The 16,235-nt window shown below is 63.5% G+C and carries 15 protein-coding genes; 2 read left to right on the top strand and 13 right to left on the bottom strand.

Features of this window, described 5'->3' with window-relative positions; all coding sequences use genetic code 11:
* Positions 1–29 precede the first annotated feature (29 nt).
* Positions 30–1,163 (bottom strand): M24 family metallopeptidase, encoded by a 1,134-nt coding sequence (locus tag AS9A_RS09795; RefSeq protein ID WP_013806820.1) that lies wholly within the window; start codon positions 1,161–1,163, stop codon positions 30–32.
* A 108-nt stretch (positions 1,164–1,271) separates the two neighbouring features.
* On the opposite strand from AS9A_RS09795, the gene AS9A_RS09790 reads away from it, so the two are divergent.
* Positions 1,272–2,213: a 5'-3' exonuclease gene (locus AS9A_RS09790; RefSeq protein WP_083826510.1), complete on the top strand. Its 942-nt coding sequence runs from the start codon at positions 1,272–1,274 to the stop codon at positions 2,211–2,213.
* 3 nt (positions 2,214–2,216) lie between these two features.
* Here AS9A_RS09790 and amaB read toward each other — a convergent pair whose 3' ends face one another.
* The 8 genes from amaB to pafA all read right to left on the bottom strand — a co-directional run bounded on the left by amaB (position 2,217) and on the right by pafA (position 11,883).
* Positions 2,217–3,776 (bottom strand): L-piperidine-6-carboxylate dehydrogenase, encoded by a 1,560-nt coding sequence (gene amaB / locus AS9A_RS09785; protein WP_013806818.1) that lies wholly within the window; start codon positions 3,774–3,776, stop codon positions 2,217–2,219.
* A gap of 63 nt (positions 3,777–3,839) precedes the next feature.
* Positions 3,840–4,370, bottom strand: a complete 531-nt coding sequence (locus tag AS9A_RS09780; protein ID WP_049793704.1) for a DUF4333 domain-containing protein — start codon at positions 4,368–4,370, stop codon at positions 3,840–3,842.
* An 8-nt stretch (positions 4,371–4,378) separates the two neighbouring features.
* Positions 4,379–7,066: a DEAD/DEAH box helicase gene (locus tag AS9A_RS09775; protein WP_049793879.1), complete on the bottom strand. Its 2,688-nt coding sequence runs from the start codon at positions 7,064–7,066 to the stop codon at positions 4,379–4,381.
* A 44-nt stretch (positions 7,067–7,110) separates the two neighbouring features.
* Positions 7,111–8,025, bottom strand: a complete 915-nt coding sequence (gene tatC / locus AS9A_RS09770) for a twin-arginine translocase subunit TatC (protein WP_041451000.1) — start codon at positions 8,023–8,025, stop codon at positions 7,111–7,113.
* A gap of 84 nt (positions 8,026–8,109) precedes the next feature.
* Complete coding sequence (gene tatA / locus AS9A_RS09765) at positions 8,110–8,409, bottom strand: Sec-independent protein translocase subunit TatA (RefSeq protein ID WP_013806813.1); 300 nt, start codon at positions 8,407–8,409, stop codon at positions 8,110–8,112.
* Positions 8,410–8,524: 115 nt separating this feature from the next.
* A complete protein-coding gene (locus AS9A_RS09760) occupies positions 8,525–9,502 on the bottom strand; it encodes a helix-turn-helix transcriptional regulator (protein ID WP_013806812.1) in 978 nt (325 codons plus the stop codon).
* Positions 9,499–10,497, bottom strand: coding sequence for a helix-turn-helix transcriptional regulator (locus AS9A_RS09755; protein WP_013806811.1), 999 nt, complete (start codon positions 10,495–10,497; stop codon positions 9,499–9,501). The genes AS9A_RS09760 and AS9A_RS09755 overlap by 4 nt, the downstream gene beginning before the upstream one ends.
* 27 nt (positions 10,498–10,524) lie before the next feature.
* Complete coding sequence (pafA, locus tag AS9A_RS09750; protein ID WP_083826678.1) at positions 10,525–11,883, bottom strand: Pup--protein ligase; 1,359 nt, start codon at positions 11,881–11,883, stop codon at positions 10,525–10,527.
* Between the two features lie 130 nt (positions 11,884–12,013).
* On the opposite strand from pafA, the gene AS9A_RS09745 reads away from it, so the two are divergent.
* Positions 12,014–12,643, top strand: a complete 630-nt coding sequence (locus AS9A_RS09745) for a phosphatase PAP2 family protein (protein WP_049793703.1) — start codon at positions 12,014–12,016, stop codon at positions 12,641–12,643.
* A gap of 128 nt (positions 12,644–12,771) precedes the next feature.
* Here the strand turns inward: AS9A_RS09745 and prcA are convergent, their stop codons facing one another.
* The 4 genes from prcA to dop all read right to left on the bottom strand — a co-directional run bounded on the left by prcA (position 12,772) and on the right by dop (position 16,194).
* Positions 12,772–13,515, bottom strand: coding sequence for a proteasome subunit alpha (gene prcA / locus AS9A_RS09740; RefSeq protein WP_041451763.1), 744 nt, complete (start codon positions 13,513–13,515; stop codon positions 12,772–12,774).
* A 5-nt stretch (positions 13,516–13,520) separates the two neighbouring features.
* Positions 13,521–14,393 (bottom strand): proteasome subunit beta, encoded by an 873-nt coding sequence (gene prcB / locus AS9A_RS09735; protein WP_013806807.1) that lies wholly within the window; start codon positions 14,391–14,393, stop codon positions 13,521–13,523.
* Positions 14,390–14,584 (bottom strand): ubiquitin-like protein Pup, encoded by a 195-nt coding sequence (locus AS9A_RS09730; protein WP_013806806.1) that lies wholly within the window; start codon positions 14,582–14,584, stop codon positions 14,390–14,392. The genes prcB and AS9A_RS09730 overlap by 4 nt, the downstream gene beginning before the upstream one ends.
* Positions 14,585–14,694: 110 nt before the next feature.
* Positions 14,695–16,194 (bottom strand): depupylase/deamidase Dop, encoded by a 1,500-nt coding sequence (gene dop / locus AS9A_RS09725; RefSeq protein ID WP_013806805.1) that lies wholly within the window; start codon positions 16,192–16,194, stop codon positions 14,695–14,697.
* Between the last annotated feature and the right edge of the window lie 41 nt (positions 16,195–16,235).

Raw genomic sequence — 16,235 nt, 5'->3', positions numbered from 1 at the left:
CTGCTCCTTGCTGTCCTGAGCGGGCATCGTTACGGCAGCACTGTCAATCCGTGTGGCTGGTTGTTGAGCGTGACGGCGCCGTCGTTTGAAACCACCACAATGTCTTCAATTCGTGCTCCCCATTTTCCCGGCAGATAAACCCCCGGTTCCACACTGAAGGCCATTCCCGCCCGTAATGTCTGATTGCTGCCGGCAAGAATATACGGCTCTTCATGGACCGACAAGCCAATCCCATGGCCGGTCCGGTGCACGAAGTAGTCGGACAGTCCGTGCCCGGCCAGGTGGTCGCGCGCTGCTGCGTCGATATCCCCCGCTGTCGCGCCGGGACGCACCGCAGCAACAGCGGCGCGCTGCGCTTCCTCCAGAATCCCGATTTTTTCGGTGGCTTCGCTGTTCGGCTCGCCCACGCTGTACGTCCGCGTGCAGTCCGAGAAGTAGCCCGCAGGAACCGGACCGCCGATATCGACGACGACGACATCACCGCGTTCAATGACACGACTGGACACCTCATGGTGCGGGTCAGCCCCATTCGGCCCTGACCCCACAATCACAAACGCTGCCGACGTATGACCTTCCTCGACGATCGCGGCGGAAATATCAGCTGCGACGGCCGCTTCGGTGCGCCCCGCTGTCAGGATCTCCGGAATTCTGGCGTGGACGCGGTCTATTGCTTCTCCTGCGGCACGGAGCGCCGCGATTTCGGCGTCGTCTTTGATCATCCGAAGTTCCCGCAGCACTGGTGTCGCCAGCTCGAACGGATGCGAGGACTGCGCAGCGAGCGGAACGAGGTGCAATGCGGGCATTGCATCTGCCACCGCGATACGGCCAGTGTTGCCCACGGTCTGACGGACGAGCCCGTATGGATCGTCTCCGTCGACCCAGGGCAGCATCTCAATACCCAGCTCATCAATCGGTGAGCCGCGCAGCGCCGCGACTTCCAGCCGCGGCACGACGATGACAGGGTCGCGGCCTGTCGGTAACACCAGACAGGTGAGTCGTTCGAACGATGTCATGCGCGATCCGGCGAGATACTGCAGGTCGGGGCCGGGAGTGATCAGTATGCCCGCGAGGCCAGCCGCAGCCGCTTGGCGTTGCGCCATGCGCAGCCGCTGGGCATACACCTCGGGAGGGAATGCGTTCGGGGCACCGGTGGTGTCGCTCATGCGTGCCAGCCTAGCCTTCCTAACCAGCACCAACGGAGCGTCTATGCGCACCGGACACGCAAAGAATCTTGTTCCCTGGCAAGATACGTGGACGTGACTGCTCCCGTGATGCTCCTTGACGGCGCTGGACTCTGGTTCCGCGCGTTCTACGGACTGCCTGAGTCCCTGACGGCACCCGACGGACGGCCGGTCAATGCGGTCCGGGGATTCACTGACATGGTGGCTGCGCTGGTTCGTGCTCACCGACCGCGCCGGCTCGTAGTCTGCTTAGACAATGACTGGCGGCCGGACTTCCGTGTTGCGGCGATCCCTTCGTATAAGGCACACCGTGTTGAGGAGGCAGCCAGAGAACCTGGCGAGGTCGATGTGGAAGAGGTGCCTGACTCGCTCACACCACAGGTCGACATGATCCTCGACGTGCTCGATGCCTTCGGAATCGCAACAGCTGGCGCCGACGGCTACGAGGCCGACGACGTACTCGGCACTCTCGCCGCGAGGGAGACGACGGACCCGGTCATCGTGGTGAGCGGCGACCGTGACCTTCTCCAGGTCGTGCGCGATGAGCCGGTGCCTGTACGCGTGCTCTATGTCGGACGAGGTCTGGCCAAAGCAGAACTTTTCGGGCCCGCTGAAGTTGCGCGCAAATACGGCGTTCCCGCCGAACGTGCCGGGGCTGCCTATGCGGAACTTGCCCTTCTGCGCGGCGACCCCTCAGACGGACTGCCCGGCGTGGCGGGTATCGGCGAGAAAACAGCCTCGAAACTTCTCCTCGAGTTCGGCTCGCTCGAAGCTCTGGTCGCTGCTGCGGCCGACCCATCGAGCACACTCGCCACCGGAGTCCGGGCGAAGATCGGCGCGGCGGCCGAATATATCGCTGCCGCGGTTCCCGTCGTCCGGGTTGCGACGGATGCGCCCGTCGCGTTCTCAAGGGAGGACGCGCTGCCTTCGGCCCCCTCTGACCGTCGCCGGGTCGCCGAGGTGGCGCAGGACTACGGCATCGAGAATGCGATCGCGCGCCTCACGAGCGCACTCGCAGGCGAGGGTGACTGAGGCTCAACCGAATTCAACGCCTTGCGCCAGCGGAAGTTCACGCGAGTAGTTGATCGTGTTCGTGGCGCGCCGCATGTAGGCCTTCCACGCGTCCGATCCCGATTCACGGCCTCCGCCGGTGTGTTTCTCGCCGCCGAACGCGCCGCCGATTTCAGCCCCTGAGGTCCCGATGTTGACGTTGCTGATCCCGCAATCGGATCCCGCAGCGGACAGGAATGTTTCCGCTTCACGCACATCGTTGGTGAACACAGCCGAGGCGAGTCCCTGTGGCACGGCATTATGCAGTGCGATCGCCTCATCGAATTCGGTGTAGGTCATCACGTACAGGATGGGCGCGAAGGTCTCCTCGTGGACGATGGGCGCCTGGCCGGGCATCCGTACAAGTGCTGGCGAAACGTAATACGCGTCCGGGGCTTCCTCGGCGTAGTGACGCTCACCCCCGCACAACACTTCGCCGCCGCTGCTCTGCGCTTGCTGCAGTGCAGCCGTCATCGCGTCATAGGAGTTTCCGCCGATGAGCGGGCCGACGAGGACACCCGACGAGAATGGGTTCCCGATGCGCAGCGTGCTGTACGCCTTGGCGACGCGCTCCGTGACTTCGTCGGCGATAGATTCGTGCACGATCAGCCTGCGCAACGTGGTGCATCGCTGTCCCGCTGTCCCCGCCGCAGCAAACACGATGCCCCGCACCGCGAGATCAATGTCCGCCGTGGGAGCGACGATCGCACCGTTATTACCCCCAAGTTCAAGCAACGTCTTCCCGAAGCGCGCCGCGACCCGTGGCGCCACTTCCCTGCCCATCCGCACTGACCCTGTCGCGCTCACGAGAGCTGTCCGCGTGTCATCAATGAGAGCTTCGCCAACGGCGCGTCCGCCAGGGAGGACGGAATGCAGACGCGGGTCCGTTCGAGTCTCCGCGAAGGCCTTTTTCAGCAATGAGTCACAGGCGAGCGCAGTCAGCGGAGTCTGTTCCGACGGCTTCCATACCACTGGGTTGCCACACACCAGCGCGATGGCAGTGTTCCACGCCCACACCGCGACCGGAAAATTGAATGCCGTGATGACGGCGGTGACGCCGAGAGGGTGCCACGTCTCCATGAGCCGGTGCCCTGGCCGCTCGGATGCCATTGTGAGCCCATATAACTGGCGTGACAAACCCACCGCGAAGTCACACACGTCGATCATTTCCTGCACTTCGCCCCGAGCTTCCGATTCGATCTTCCCGGCTTCGAGCGTGACGAGTTCAGCGAGATCGTTTTTGTGTTCGCGGAGATTTTCGCCGAACCGGCGCACTACTTCCCCACGTGCTGGTGCCGGAGTCACACGCCAGTCGATGAACGCTTCGGTTGCCGCGGCGACAGCCGCCTGGACATCGCTCACGGATACCGCCGGTATTTCGGCGACTACAGCACCGTTGATGGGCGTCCGCACTGTGAGGAGCGCAACGCTGTCCGACCCTTCCTGAAGTGACGACCGCAGCGTTACGCCGCAACGTGCGAGCGCGTCACCTGCTCGGTCGCGAACCTGATCAACGGATGGAAGCTCACTGTGACCGTGTCCCATACGTCCATTCTGCCGATCATGATGCGGCGCGGCCAGGCGGAGTCCCTAACTGGTGATCCCGCGTCAGTACGGGTTGCCGACTTCGTACTCGCCATTGTCGTTGAGAACCGTCACTTCGACGCGGCGCGGTTCACCGTCGACAGTCACAAGACAGGTGAAAACCGAACCGCTGCGCACCTCCTGATTGGCAGGACAGTCGACCGCTCCGACGCTCCCCGCCCGGTACACGTCGGTGATGATCTGCGCGACACCCGCTTCGACCGCGCCCCGGTCGAACGTCTGGCTGACGAGGAGACCCCCTCCCGGCCACACGAATCCAAGTACCAGCACGGCACCCGCGATGACTAATCCCGCTCCGGCTAGGAGGACCGCTACGAGGGTCTTCCGTGATCCGTTCGACTCACCGTTCCGGCCGGTGCCGGGCGTTCCTGGAGTGGGATTTCCTTGCTGAGCATTGGGCGGCGCAGCCGGTGGCGGCGGCGGATAGCCGTAGGGCTGCCCCACGGGCGGCGGTACTGGTTGTCCGTAACCGCCAAGGCCTTGCGGCTCGCCGCTGCCGCCGCGTGACCATGGATCGTAATTGGGATCAGACACGTCCGCCCCTACTCGTCAGCATCTACGGCGACTACTCCACGACGCACGGCCGCGATGGCTTTCCCTGCGGTTGACCTTACCTCCCGGTCCGGGGCAGCTATCCGAATCTGGTCCAGCAAATCGATGAGTTGCCGGCACCAGCGCACGAAGTCGCCGGCGGAGATTTCGTTCGCTGCAAGGAGTGCTTCAACGAGCGGCGCCTCGGTGGCCCACAGGTACGCGGCGTGCACGAAACCAGCGTCTGGTTCACGCATCGTCGGCAGCTTGTGCCTCAGTTCGTCTGAATGGATTTCCTCCCAGATGCGCATCGTGTCCGCCAGCGAGCGCCGCAGCGGCGCTGTGGGCACATGACCTGCCGTGACGCCTTCTCTCCGGGTCTCGAAAACCACGGCCGACACTGTTGCAGCAAGCTCGGCAGGGCCAAGACCTTTCCAGATTCCGCGGCGCAGCGCCTCGGCGACCAGTAGGTCACTTTCGCTGTAGATCCGGCTCAGCCACTCGCCCTCTTCAGTGACAGTGGAATCGGCGGTGTCGCTCGCCTCACTGACGTACCCGCGCTCGGTCAGTAACGTGACGATCCGGTCGAATGTCCGGGCCAGCGAAGAGGAAGCGAGGTTCATCTGCCGCCGCAGCCGGTCGGTGTCAGCCTTGAGCCGGTCGTACCGCTCGAACCAGCGTGCGTGTTCTTCCCGCTCCTCACAGGTGTGACAGGGATGCGCTTTCAGCGTGCGCCGCATCCGGGCAAGTTCCTTGTCGTTCGCCGCCGCGGCCTTTTGGCCCTTGCGGCCTGGCGCCCGGTGCGGCGGCGTATACCCCAGGTTCCGCAATGTGGAGGCAAGGTCGCGCCGGACCTGTGCGGAGCGGAAGTCGATATGTCGCGGCAGGCGCACAGCACCGAGCGTCTGCACGGGGATCGGGAAATCACGCAGTGTCACCCGCCCCGCCCAGGCGGAATCGGTGATCACCAGCGGGCGCGGATCGTCGAACTCACGATCGGGCTCTACCACTGCCGCCACCCCAGCCCGTCGCCCGCTGGGAATCACAATGACGTCTCCGCGCCGGAGCTTGACCAGTGACGACGCCGCGGCGTCCCGGCGCTCCGCGGTGGCGCTGCGCTCGAGATCCTTCTCGCGCTGAGAAATGCCGCGACGCAGTCGCGCGTACTCAGCGAAGTCGCCGAGGTGGCAGTCGACGCGACCTTCAAGCCGTTCGAGTTCGCGCTCGTTTCGTTCGACGGTCCGCGCGGCGCCCACGACGGATCTGTCGGTCTGAAACTGCGCGAACGACCGCTCCAGTAGCGCGCGGGCATCTTCAGCTGGGCGCTGCCGGAGCAGGTTGATCGCCATGTTGTAACCGGGCGCGAATGAACTGCGCAGCGGAAATGTTCGTGTCGAGGCGAGACCGGCGACCATTTCCGGGTCGACCCCCGGCTGCCACAACACAACAGCGTGGCCCTCGATGTCGATTCCCCGCCGCCCCGCGCGCCCGGTCAGCTGCGTGTACTCACCCGGAGTGAGGTCTGCGTGCGTGTCACCGTTGAACTTGACCAGGCTTTCGAGAACCACGGTGCGCGCGGGCATATTGATGCCAAGCGCAAGCGTCTCCGTCGCGAACACAGCGCGAACAAGCCCCTTGACGAATAGTTCTTCCACAGTGTGCCGGAACGCAGGCAGCATGCCAGCATGATGCGCCGCGATACCCCGCTCAAGCGCAGTGCACCACCCCGAGAAGCCCAGCACCTGCAAGTCTGCCGGAGGCAGTTCCCCGGTGTGCTTGGTGATGATCGCCCGGATCTCTTTCGCTTCCGCTTCTGTCGTCAGAGCCAGCCCAGCCCGGACACATTGGCCGACCGCCGCATCACAGCCTGCGCGGCTGAAGACGAACGTGATCGCGGGGAGCAAGCCCTCGCCGTCGAGCCGCGCAATGATCTCCGCGCGGCCAGGAGGCCGGTACCGGGCACCGTTGCCGCCCCTGAAGCGTCCCCTGTCGCGGTTCGACTGTCGATAGTGGCCACGCTCTGCCCCGGCGGCAGCGAGGCGTTTGCGCACATGGGCAAGGAGATCGGGGTTCAGCGCGCGCGAACCTTTCCCCGTTGAACGGCTCGGAAAGAGATCGAGCAGGCGTGGACCTACTAACATGTGCTGCCACAGTGGCACAGGGCGCGTTTCATCGACGATGACCGTAGTGTCGCCCCGAACGGTTTCCATCCAGGCGCCGAATTCCTCGGCATTGCTGACAGTCGCGGACAAGCTGACGAGCGCCACATCATCCGCGAGGTGAAGGATCACTTCCTCCCACACTGCCCCACGGAAACGGTCGGCGAGGAAGTGCACTTCGTCCATCACCACGTGTGACAATCCGCGCAGCGTATCGGACCCGGCGTACAGCATGTTCCGGAGGACTTCGGTCGTCATGACCACAACCGGGGCTTCCGAGTTGATGCTTTGATCCCCGGTGAGGAGCCCGACTGTGTCCCGGTCGTACCGGGCAACGAGATCGTTGTACTTCTGGTTCGACAGCGCCTTAATCGGCGTCGTGTAGAAGCATTTCCGGCCCGAACTCAGCGCCAGGTGAACCGCGAATTCTCCCACTACCGTCTTGCCTGCCCCAGTCGGAGCGCATACCAGCACGCCGTGGCCCCCCTCGAGCGCATCACACGCACGAACCTGGAAGGGGTCCATGGGGAATGGGAGCATAGCGGCGAACGCAGCGCGTTCCGTTTGCGGGCTCTGCGCTTCACTCACTTCGTTTTAGTCGCCTTGTCTTCGTCGAGTGGTGCGGCCGGACCCACCGGTGCCGCTTCATCGTCACCAATATCCCCGAACTGTTCGAAGTGCTTGCGCGCCTTGCGACGGTCATGGAGCCGCGAGGCCTGCACGGCAGCTTCGAAGAGGACCGTCAGCACCAGAGCAAGTGCAAGCATCGAAAACGGGTCGTGGGGCGTGACGATCGCGGCGAAAACGAACAGGGAAAAGATCAGGCCCCGGCGCCACGCCTTCAGCTTCGCGTACGGCAGGACGCCTACGCGGTTCAGCATCACAATCAGCAACGGCAGTTCGAAACTTACCCCGAAGATGATGATCAAACGAATGATGAAGCCGAAGTACTCCTGGCCGCTCAGCGCTGTGACCTGCACATTGTCACCAATTGTGAGCAGGAAGCTGAGGGCATAGGCAACCAGGTAGTACGCGAGGACCGCACCACCGATGAAGAGAGCGGCCCCGCATGCCACGAAAGTCATCGCGAGACGTCGCTCATTGCGGTGCAGCGCTGGCACGATGAACGCCCAGATCTGGTACAGCCACACCGGGCAGGCCACGACAATCCCCGCGGTGACCGCCACCTTCAGGCGGAGCATGAATTGCTCGAAGGGGCCGGTCGCCAGCAGGCGGCAGCCGTCCGCGCCGCCCGATGTCAGGTCGGCGCGGCTCTCGGGCGGGAGTGCGCAATAAGGCCCACGCAGCAACTCGCCAAGCGATTCGAGGCCGAAAACTTGATACGAATACCAGAAGAACGCCAGCGCCGTCGTCACGATCACAGCGGCAAGCGACACCAGCAAGCGGGTGCGCAACTCATAGAGGTGCTCGACCAGCGGCATGGTGCCGTCCGGATTAGCCCTGCGCTTTCTGCGCCGGGAGGTAAGAGGCAAACGCACCGTTGTACTTCTTCTGACGAAGGGGCGGGGAACTCAGCTTCCAGTCCGGCGGAACGCAGCGTTCCGCCGTGAGTAGTTCCGCCGTTACGACTGCTGGCCCGCTTGCGGCGTACCCGGCCGCGGCTCCGCGGTCTGTGGATCCGCTGTGTGAGCGTCCACGGACTGCGCGCGCTGCTCCGGCGCCGATGTCAGCTGCGGCGGCTCTTGCTTCGCCTGCTCACCCTGCTTCTGGTCGCCCTCATGCTGCATCTCCTTGATCTCAGTCTTGAAGATCCGCAGTGAACGTCCCAGTCCGCGAGCAGCATCCGGCAGCCGCTTCGACCCGAACAAGATCACGGCAATCAGCAGAACGATCAGCCAATGCCACAGGCTCATTGCACCCACGATTTAGCCTCCCAATCAAGTCTCTCTAGCGATGCTACCGGAGTTTCCCATTTGCACCGGCCCAGCGGGTAAAGCGTTCATAGAAGGTTCACGCGTCAATTCAGGCGGCCACTCCTCAACCGTACGCTGCCAGGCCAGCATCGGCGTACGCCGCGAGGCCCGCCTCAGCGCGTTGCTGCACTCGTTCTACCAGCTCGGGCGGTGACACCACCGCAACGTGTGACCCGAAACCCACAAGTAAACGCGCCATCCAGTCGCTGCTGGCAAAACGCATAGACCCGGTGATCCATCCATCACTGTCGGGCTCCCCGGTGTGCTCTACCGGGTAGTAGTCCAGGAACCAGGCTGCCTCGGGCGCAATTCTGAGCGTCGCCACCGGCAATGTCGCGTCGTCACTGAAGAGCCCCGTGCCAATCTCACCGCGCGCGCCTTCGGGCACCACCGCTGGCTCGTCCAGGACGGTCGCGTCATCGATTCGATCGAAGCGGAACAAACGCACGCCCTCCGCCATCCGGCACCACGCCTGCAGGTAGCTCTGATCGTCGACGAGCAGCGTCCGGATCGGATCGACGACGCGCTCAGTGAGAGCGTCACGCGACGCGGAGTAGTAACGCAGCCGCAGCGCCCTGCCGTCCAGTACCGCTTCCCGTGCGGCCGCGGCTGCGTCGCTGTCTCCGACTGCGGGTTTGGCGGCTTCATCCCGTTCCTTTGACGCGACGCCTGCAGCCGCTTCAATTTTCGCGATCGCGCTCTGCGCCGCCGCGGGGTCGACCATCCCGGGCTGATCCAGCAAAGCTCGCAAACCCACCAGCAACGCTGTGGCTTCCGGGGACGTCAAGCGCAGTGGACGTTCCATCCCAGCGGAAAATGTCACCGATACGGTCGAGTCCTCGAAAGACAGATCGATGAGATCGCCCGGTCCGTAGCCCGGCAATCCACACAGCCACAGCAGATTCAGGTCGCGCATCAAATCACGCTGGTTGACGCCAAATTCAGAAGCCAGCTCTGCCTTGCTAATACCCGGATTCGCCAGCAAATACGGGACCAGGTTCAGCAGCCGAACCAGCCGGGCAGACACACGAGAAGCGGTCATCCGTTCTTCCTCTCGGTGACGCGATTGGTGCGTACGGCACCCTGGAGCAGCTCGATGACCTGCTCACGCAGCTGCCGTGGCTCATCGGCGAGGGCATCCGCCCCGTGGCCAGCCACCACTCTCGCCAGCCACTCCCAGGACGACACAGGAAGCTCGAGAATGCTGCCTGCACGGCCGTTCATCTCCTGCGGCCGTGCAGAGGACGCGATTCGCCGCAGCTCGTGCGCGCGGCCTTCCGCGACCCACACGCGCGCCGCACCGCCAGAAACAGTGGATGACACGGCCTGCTTGACGATCTCCCGCACATCGGCGTCAGCGGGCTTGCTGACCGCCTCCGCGGGGCCCACGGCTGTCACGTCGTCCGCTATTCGCGACAGCCGGAACGTCCTCGTCGCTTCCTTGGCGCTGTCGTAGCCCACCAGATACCATTTGCCGTGCCACGTCGCGATACCCCACGGTTCTACGGTCCGTGATGCGTAAGGCTCACCAGGCTGACGACGATGCGAGAAACGCACAGCTCGCCCCTCGTCGATAGCGTTGAGAAGCTTCGTCATGACGCTCTCCGAGCCACGCGTACGCAGCGGCATCGCCGCGACCGGCACTGCATCGTCCACCGTGACACCGCCCGCGCGGAGCTTCAGAAGTGCCGATTGCGTCGCTGAATGCAGTTCCGGTGATTGCCACAGGTGCGCGGCGACCGCAACGGCGGCGGCTTCACCGTGGGTTAGTTGTACGTCAGGCAATTCGTAGGCGTCCCGGTTGATGCGGTACCCCTCCGTGGGTGAATGCCACGACGCGCGGCCAGTTTCCAGGGGCACGCCGAGGTCACGCAGTTCCGCCTTGTCCCGCTCGAACATCCGCGTGTACGCGTCTTCGCTCGCGTCGTCCGGGTAGCCCATGACAGTTTCGCGTATTTGCTCCGCTGTCAGGAACTGCCTGGTCGAGAGAAGAGCAATCACCAGGTTGACGAGTCGTTCTGCCCTCGTAATCGACAAGAGAGCCGCGCCCTTTCTGCCGCTTTCCTACATCGCCGCGATCAAGCGCTCCACGCGCTCATCCACTGCCCGGAACGGATCCTTACAGAGCACTGTCCGCTGCGCCTGGTCATTCAGCTTCAAATGGACCCAGTCGACCGTGAAGTCCCGGCCGGCCGCTTGCGCTGCCGCAATGAACTCGCCGCGTAGTTTCGCCCGTGTCGTCTGCGGTGGCGTATCCATCGCCGCCTTGATGTCGCCGTCCTCGGTGACGCGCGAAACGAGACCTTTGCGCTGCAGCACGTCGAACACGCCGCGGCCGCGCTTGATGTCGTGGTACGCCAGGTCGATCTGAGCGATCTTCGGGTCTCCGAGTGACATTCCGAAACGGTCCTCGTAACGCTGGAACAGCTTCCGTTTGATCACCCAGTCGATTTCGGTGTCGACCTTGGAGAAATCCTGGGCCTCGACCGCATCCAGCATCCGTCCCCACAAGTCGACGACCTGGTCCATGTCGGGGTCTGGGTCACGCGAGGCCATGAAGTCCACAGCGCGGCTGTAGTACTCGCGCTGGATGTTCAGCGCACTCGCCTGCCGGCCGCCGGCTAGGCGCACCGGCTTACGTCCAGTGGTGTCATGGCTGATCTCACGGATGGCCCGGATCGGGTTGTCCAGCGCGAAGTCGCGGAACGACACGCCTGCTTCGATCATCTCAAGAACCAGCGCCGCCGAACCGACCTTCAATAGAGTCGTCGGTTCCGCCATGTTGGAATCGCCGACGATCACATGCAGCCGCCGGTACTTCTCGGCGTCAGCGTGCGGTTCGTCGCGCGTGTTGATGATGGGCCGTGACCGTGTGGTCGCCGATGACACTCCCTCCCAGATGTGTTCAGCACGCTGGGATAGGCAGAACGTCGCCGCTTTTGCTGTGTTCAGCACTTTGCCGGCGCCGACCATCAACTGTCTTGTCACCAGGAAGGGCAGAAGCACATCGGAAATCCGGGAGAACTCGCCCGCGCGCACGATCAGGAAGTTCTCATGACAGCCATATGAGTTTCCTGCCGAGTCGGTGTTGTTCTTGAACAGATAGATGTCCCCGCCAATTCCCTCGTCTGCGAGACGGCGCTCAGCATCGATGAGGAGATCTTCGAGGATCCATTCACCCGCCCGGTCGTGCGTCACCAGCTGACGCAAACCGTCGCATTCCGCTGTCGCATACTCCGGATGAGAACCTACGTCAAGGTAAAGTCGGGCCCCGTTGCGCAAAAACACATTCGAGCTTCGGCCCCACGACACCACACGCCGGAACAAATACCGCGCAACCTCGTCTGGACTGAGCCTCCGGTGCCCATGAAAAGTGCAGGTGACACCGAACTCAGTCTCAATACCCATGATTCGTCGCCGCACCTTCGCCACACTACCGCGATTCCCGCCGGAACCGCGTGCAGTTGCGCGGTGCGGCCCTTCCACGTCAAGATCAGGTCACCAATGGCGGATCTGCCGTACGGGCCCGCCCGTGACTGCATAGGGTGGAAGCATGGATGCACCGGCCAATGAGGGCCTGGATCCGCGTATCCCGCACGCGCACCCGAGTCTTGGCCAGCACCGCCTAGGACCACAGGCGGTGCGGCGAGCTGTCGGCCGGGCCGATCGGAGGATTGTCGCGCGGACGGCACAATGGCGGCCGACACCGGTTGACCGAGTGATGATCGGGCTCAGTAAGTCCGCCAATCGTGGGCAGATCTGGGTAGGCGTCGCGGCACTTCTCATCGCAGTCGGTGGGCCAGCGCGCCGCGGCGCGATCCGGGGCACGCTTGTGCTCGGTGCGAGCACGCTCGTCGCGACAAAACTCCTGAAGCCCTTGTTTCCCCGCCACAGGCCTCCCGTACACGCCGTCCCCGGTCAGCGACGGTTCGGTGACGCGGCCGATACGCCGTCATTTCCGTCCGCACATGCTGCGCTCGCGGCCGCCTTCACCACGGGTGTGGCGATCGAGTCGCGGACTGCCGGATACCTCATCGCGCCACTTGCTGGCGCAATCGCGTACTCGCGCGTCCATACTGGCGCTCACTGGCCTTCTGACGTTGTCGCTGGCAGCGCTGTAGGTGTCACAGTGGCACTGCTGACGCAGCGCTTCTGGAGCGCACACGGGCAAAACGCTGCCTGACTGGGGAGGCCACACTTTTAGGGCCGCAGGCCCATTGCGCCATGCCCACCTCCGCGCGACAGGAAGCGTTGTCTCAACATCTGGTTGTCGCGGAGAGGTGGGCACATCGTGTGCATGGTTCGACGCTGTTAGTTTTGCGTCTTAGCGGACAGGATCGATTCCAGCTGAGGCCCACGGATCCGGCGGAACGCACGGCGCGGCTTGTTCTGATCCAGAATCGCGACTTCGAGCGCATTCGGCCCAAGAATGCGCCCCTCCGTCTGTCCCCCCTGACCTGCGGGCTGACCTGACGGCGCGGCAGCCTTCTGGAGTGCACCGACTGCAACCGGTATCGCTCGTTCCAGCGGGAAGCTGTGGTCGTACGACTCCTTCAGTTCGGTCACGATTGGCTCGGTGGAGCCGCCCATCACTATGTAGTTCGGCTCATCGGCAATCGAACCGTCATAAGAGATCCGGTACAGCTGAGCGGCGCGCGGCTGTCGTGGCGCACCCACTTCAGCCACACATAGCTCCACTTCGTAAGGCTTGGGCTGCTCGGTGAAAATCGTTCCGAGCAACTGAGCGTACGCGTTGGCCAGAGCGCGTCCCGTGACGTCGCGGCGATCGTACGAGTAGCCGCGCATATCGGCATGCAAAATGCCCGAACGACGGAGGTTCTCGAACTCGTTGTACTTGCCGACTGCGGCAAAGCCGAGGCGGTCATACAATTCGCTCACCTTGTGCAGTGCTGTTGAGGGATTTTCCGCGACGAAAAGTACGCCGTCAGCGTAGGTCAGGACGACGACGCTGCGGCCACGCGCGATGCCCTTGCGGGCCAGTTCCGAGCGATCGCGCATGATTTGCTCGGCCGATGCGTAGTACGGGAGACCCATAGCCATCAGAGCACACCCCCTCCGCCGTCGGGTGACGTCGTCTCGTCACGCTCCGCAATGATCGTCCGTGCGATATCACCGACCGCCTCTTCAGGCACGCGCTCCGCCCCGTCAGCGGTGATGACAACTACCGTGGGGAAGAGCCCGCGCACCATGTCCGGACCGCCCGTTGCCGTGTCGTCGTCGGACGCGTCGTACAGCGCCTCGACTGCGCAGCGCACCGCGTCCTGTTGCCCAAGCCCACGCCGGTACAGCTTCTTCAGCGCCGACCGGGCAAACAATGATCCTGAACCCACCGCGAAGTAGCCGGTGTGCTCCTCATAGCGCCCGCCGGTCACGTCGAACGAGACGATCCGGCCGCCACGCTCCGGTTCGGGAGCATCAATTTCGTAACCTGCAAACAAGGGTATGACCGCGAGACCCTGCAAAGCAGCGCCGAGGTTTCCGCGCACCATCGATGCGAGGCGGTTCGCCTTGCCGTCGAGAGTGAGCGACACGCCCTCGAGCTTCTCGTAGTGCTCCAGCTCTACGGCGAACAGACGAACAAGCTCGACCGCCACACCGGCTGTACCGGCAATCCCGACGGCCGAATACTCGTCGGTGATGAAGACTTTTTCGATGTCACGACTGGCGATGAGGTTTCCCATCGTTGCCCGCCGGTCGCCCGCCATCACCACACCGCCCTCGAAGGTAAGCGCGGTGATCGTCGTGCCATGCGGAGCCACGTCGCTACTCACCTGCAAAGCTCCGGGCCGGTTACCTGGCAGAAGTTCCGGCGCGTTCTGGCGGAGATAATCGGTGAACGAGGAGAGTTGTGAGTATCGCTCATGCGCTGGTGCGCCACCACGGCCCAGACGCCACAAATCATCCGCTGTCACTGGCCGCCCTTCTGCACGTACGCGCGAACGAAGTCCTCGGCGTTCTCTTCGAGCACGTCGTCGATCTCATCGAGAAGGTCGTCAGTTTCCTCGGCCAGTTTCTCCCGCCGCTCCTGACCCGCTGGGGCAGCGCCTTCGGCAGATTCATCACCGTCTCCGCCACCTTTGCGCTTGACCTGATCTTGCGCCATTACGCCCACCTCCCTCTCGCTTCGTCCGCCCTGCGGGCCGACTGCTCGATATTTCCAACACTACCGACCGTTGCGGGTAAAGGCCGGGATTGGCCGGTAGTTGCTGATCATCACTTCGTGAGCTGGTCGACAAGCTCCCGCGCGGAATTCACCGAATCCAGCAGTTCTTCAACGTGCGCGCGTGTCCCGCGCAGGGGTTCCAGAGTGGGAATCCGTACGAGCGAGTCACCGCCGAGGTCGAAAATGACCGAGTCCCAGGACGCCGCGGCGATCTCCCCACCGAACCGCCGCAAACATTCGCCGCGAAAGTAGGCTCTGGTGCCGTCTGGCGGGTTGTCCATGGCATGGAGGACTTGTTCCTCGGTGACTAACCGTTTCATCGACCCACGCGCGACTAGGCGGTTGTAGAGGCCCTTATCCAGGCGGACATCGGAGTATTGGAGGTCAACGAGATGCAGACGTGGCGCGGACCACGACAATCCTTCGCGCTGCCGGAAGCCTTCGAGGAGTCGCAGCTTCGCTGGCCAGTCGAGGATGTTCGCGCATTCCATAGGATCGCGTTCGAGTGCATCGAGCACGTCATGCCACGTCTGCACAACGTGGCGGCTGCGTTCGTCGGTGAAACCGCGGCGGTCGAGGAAGTCACCGACGCGTTCGGCGTACTCACGCTGTAAGTCGAGGCCCCGGAACTCCCGCCCGTCGGCAAGCGTCACCTTCACTTGGAGCGTCGGATCATGACTAATCACGTGGACGGCCTCGACCGAACTCGCGAGTTCGAGGTCAGAAAAGTCGACTCCCGCCTCGATCATGTCGAGTACGAGCGCGGTCATACCGAGCTTCAGGTACGTAGATGTTTCGGCGAGATTTGCATCGCCGATGATCACATGGAGGCGCCGGTACTTCTCGGCGTCCGCATGCGGCTCATCGCGGGTATTGATGATTCCCCGCTTCAGGGTTGTCTCCAGGCCTACTTCTACTTCGATGTAGTCCGAGCGCTGCGACAGCTGGAAGCCCTCGCGATCGCCCTGCTGGCCCAGACCCACCCGGCCCGAGCCGGTGATGACCTGGCGCGAGGCAAAGAACGGCGTGAGTCCACTGACCACTGCGGAGAACGGCGTATCCCGCCGCATGAGGTAGTTTTCGTGACTTCCGTAAGACGCGCCCTTGCCGTCAACATTGTTCTTGTAGAGCTGCAGACGCGGGTTACCGGGAACGGAAGCGGTGAAGCGGGCGGCCGCATCCATCACCCGCTCCCCTGCTTTGTCCCAAATTACAGCGTCCATCGGATCGGTCACCTCGGGGCAGGAGTATTCGGGGTGAGCGTGGTCCACATAGAGCCGGGCCCCGTTCGTGAGGATCATGTTCGCGGCGCCCACCTCGTCGGCGTCGATCACCGGGGCTGGTCCTCCGTAGCGGCCGAGGTCGAAACCGCGCGCGTCACGCAGCGGCGATTCGACCTCGTAGTCCCATCGTGTACGGCGCGCCCGCGGCAGGCCCGCGGCCGCCGCGTACGCCAGCACTGCCTGTGTGGAGGTCAGGATCGGATTCGCAGTTCTATCGTCCGGCGAACTGATCCCATACTCGACCTCGGTGCCCATGATGCGCTGCATGAGTCACCAGCCTATCTGTGATGTTGCAGACGGATCGTTGA

It is taken from the genome of Hoyosella subflava DQS3-9A1, from assembly GCF_000214175.1.
Lineage (GTDB): Bacteria > Actinomycetota > Actinomycetes > Mycobacteriales > Mycobacteriaceae > Hoyosella > Hoyosella subflava.
Note: the sequence above shows the minus strand (reverse complement) of the source record. Positions and strands in the feature narration are given on the sequence as shown.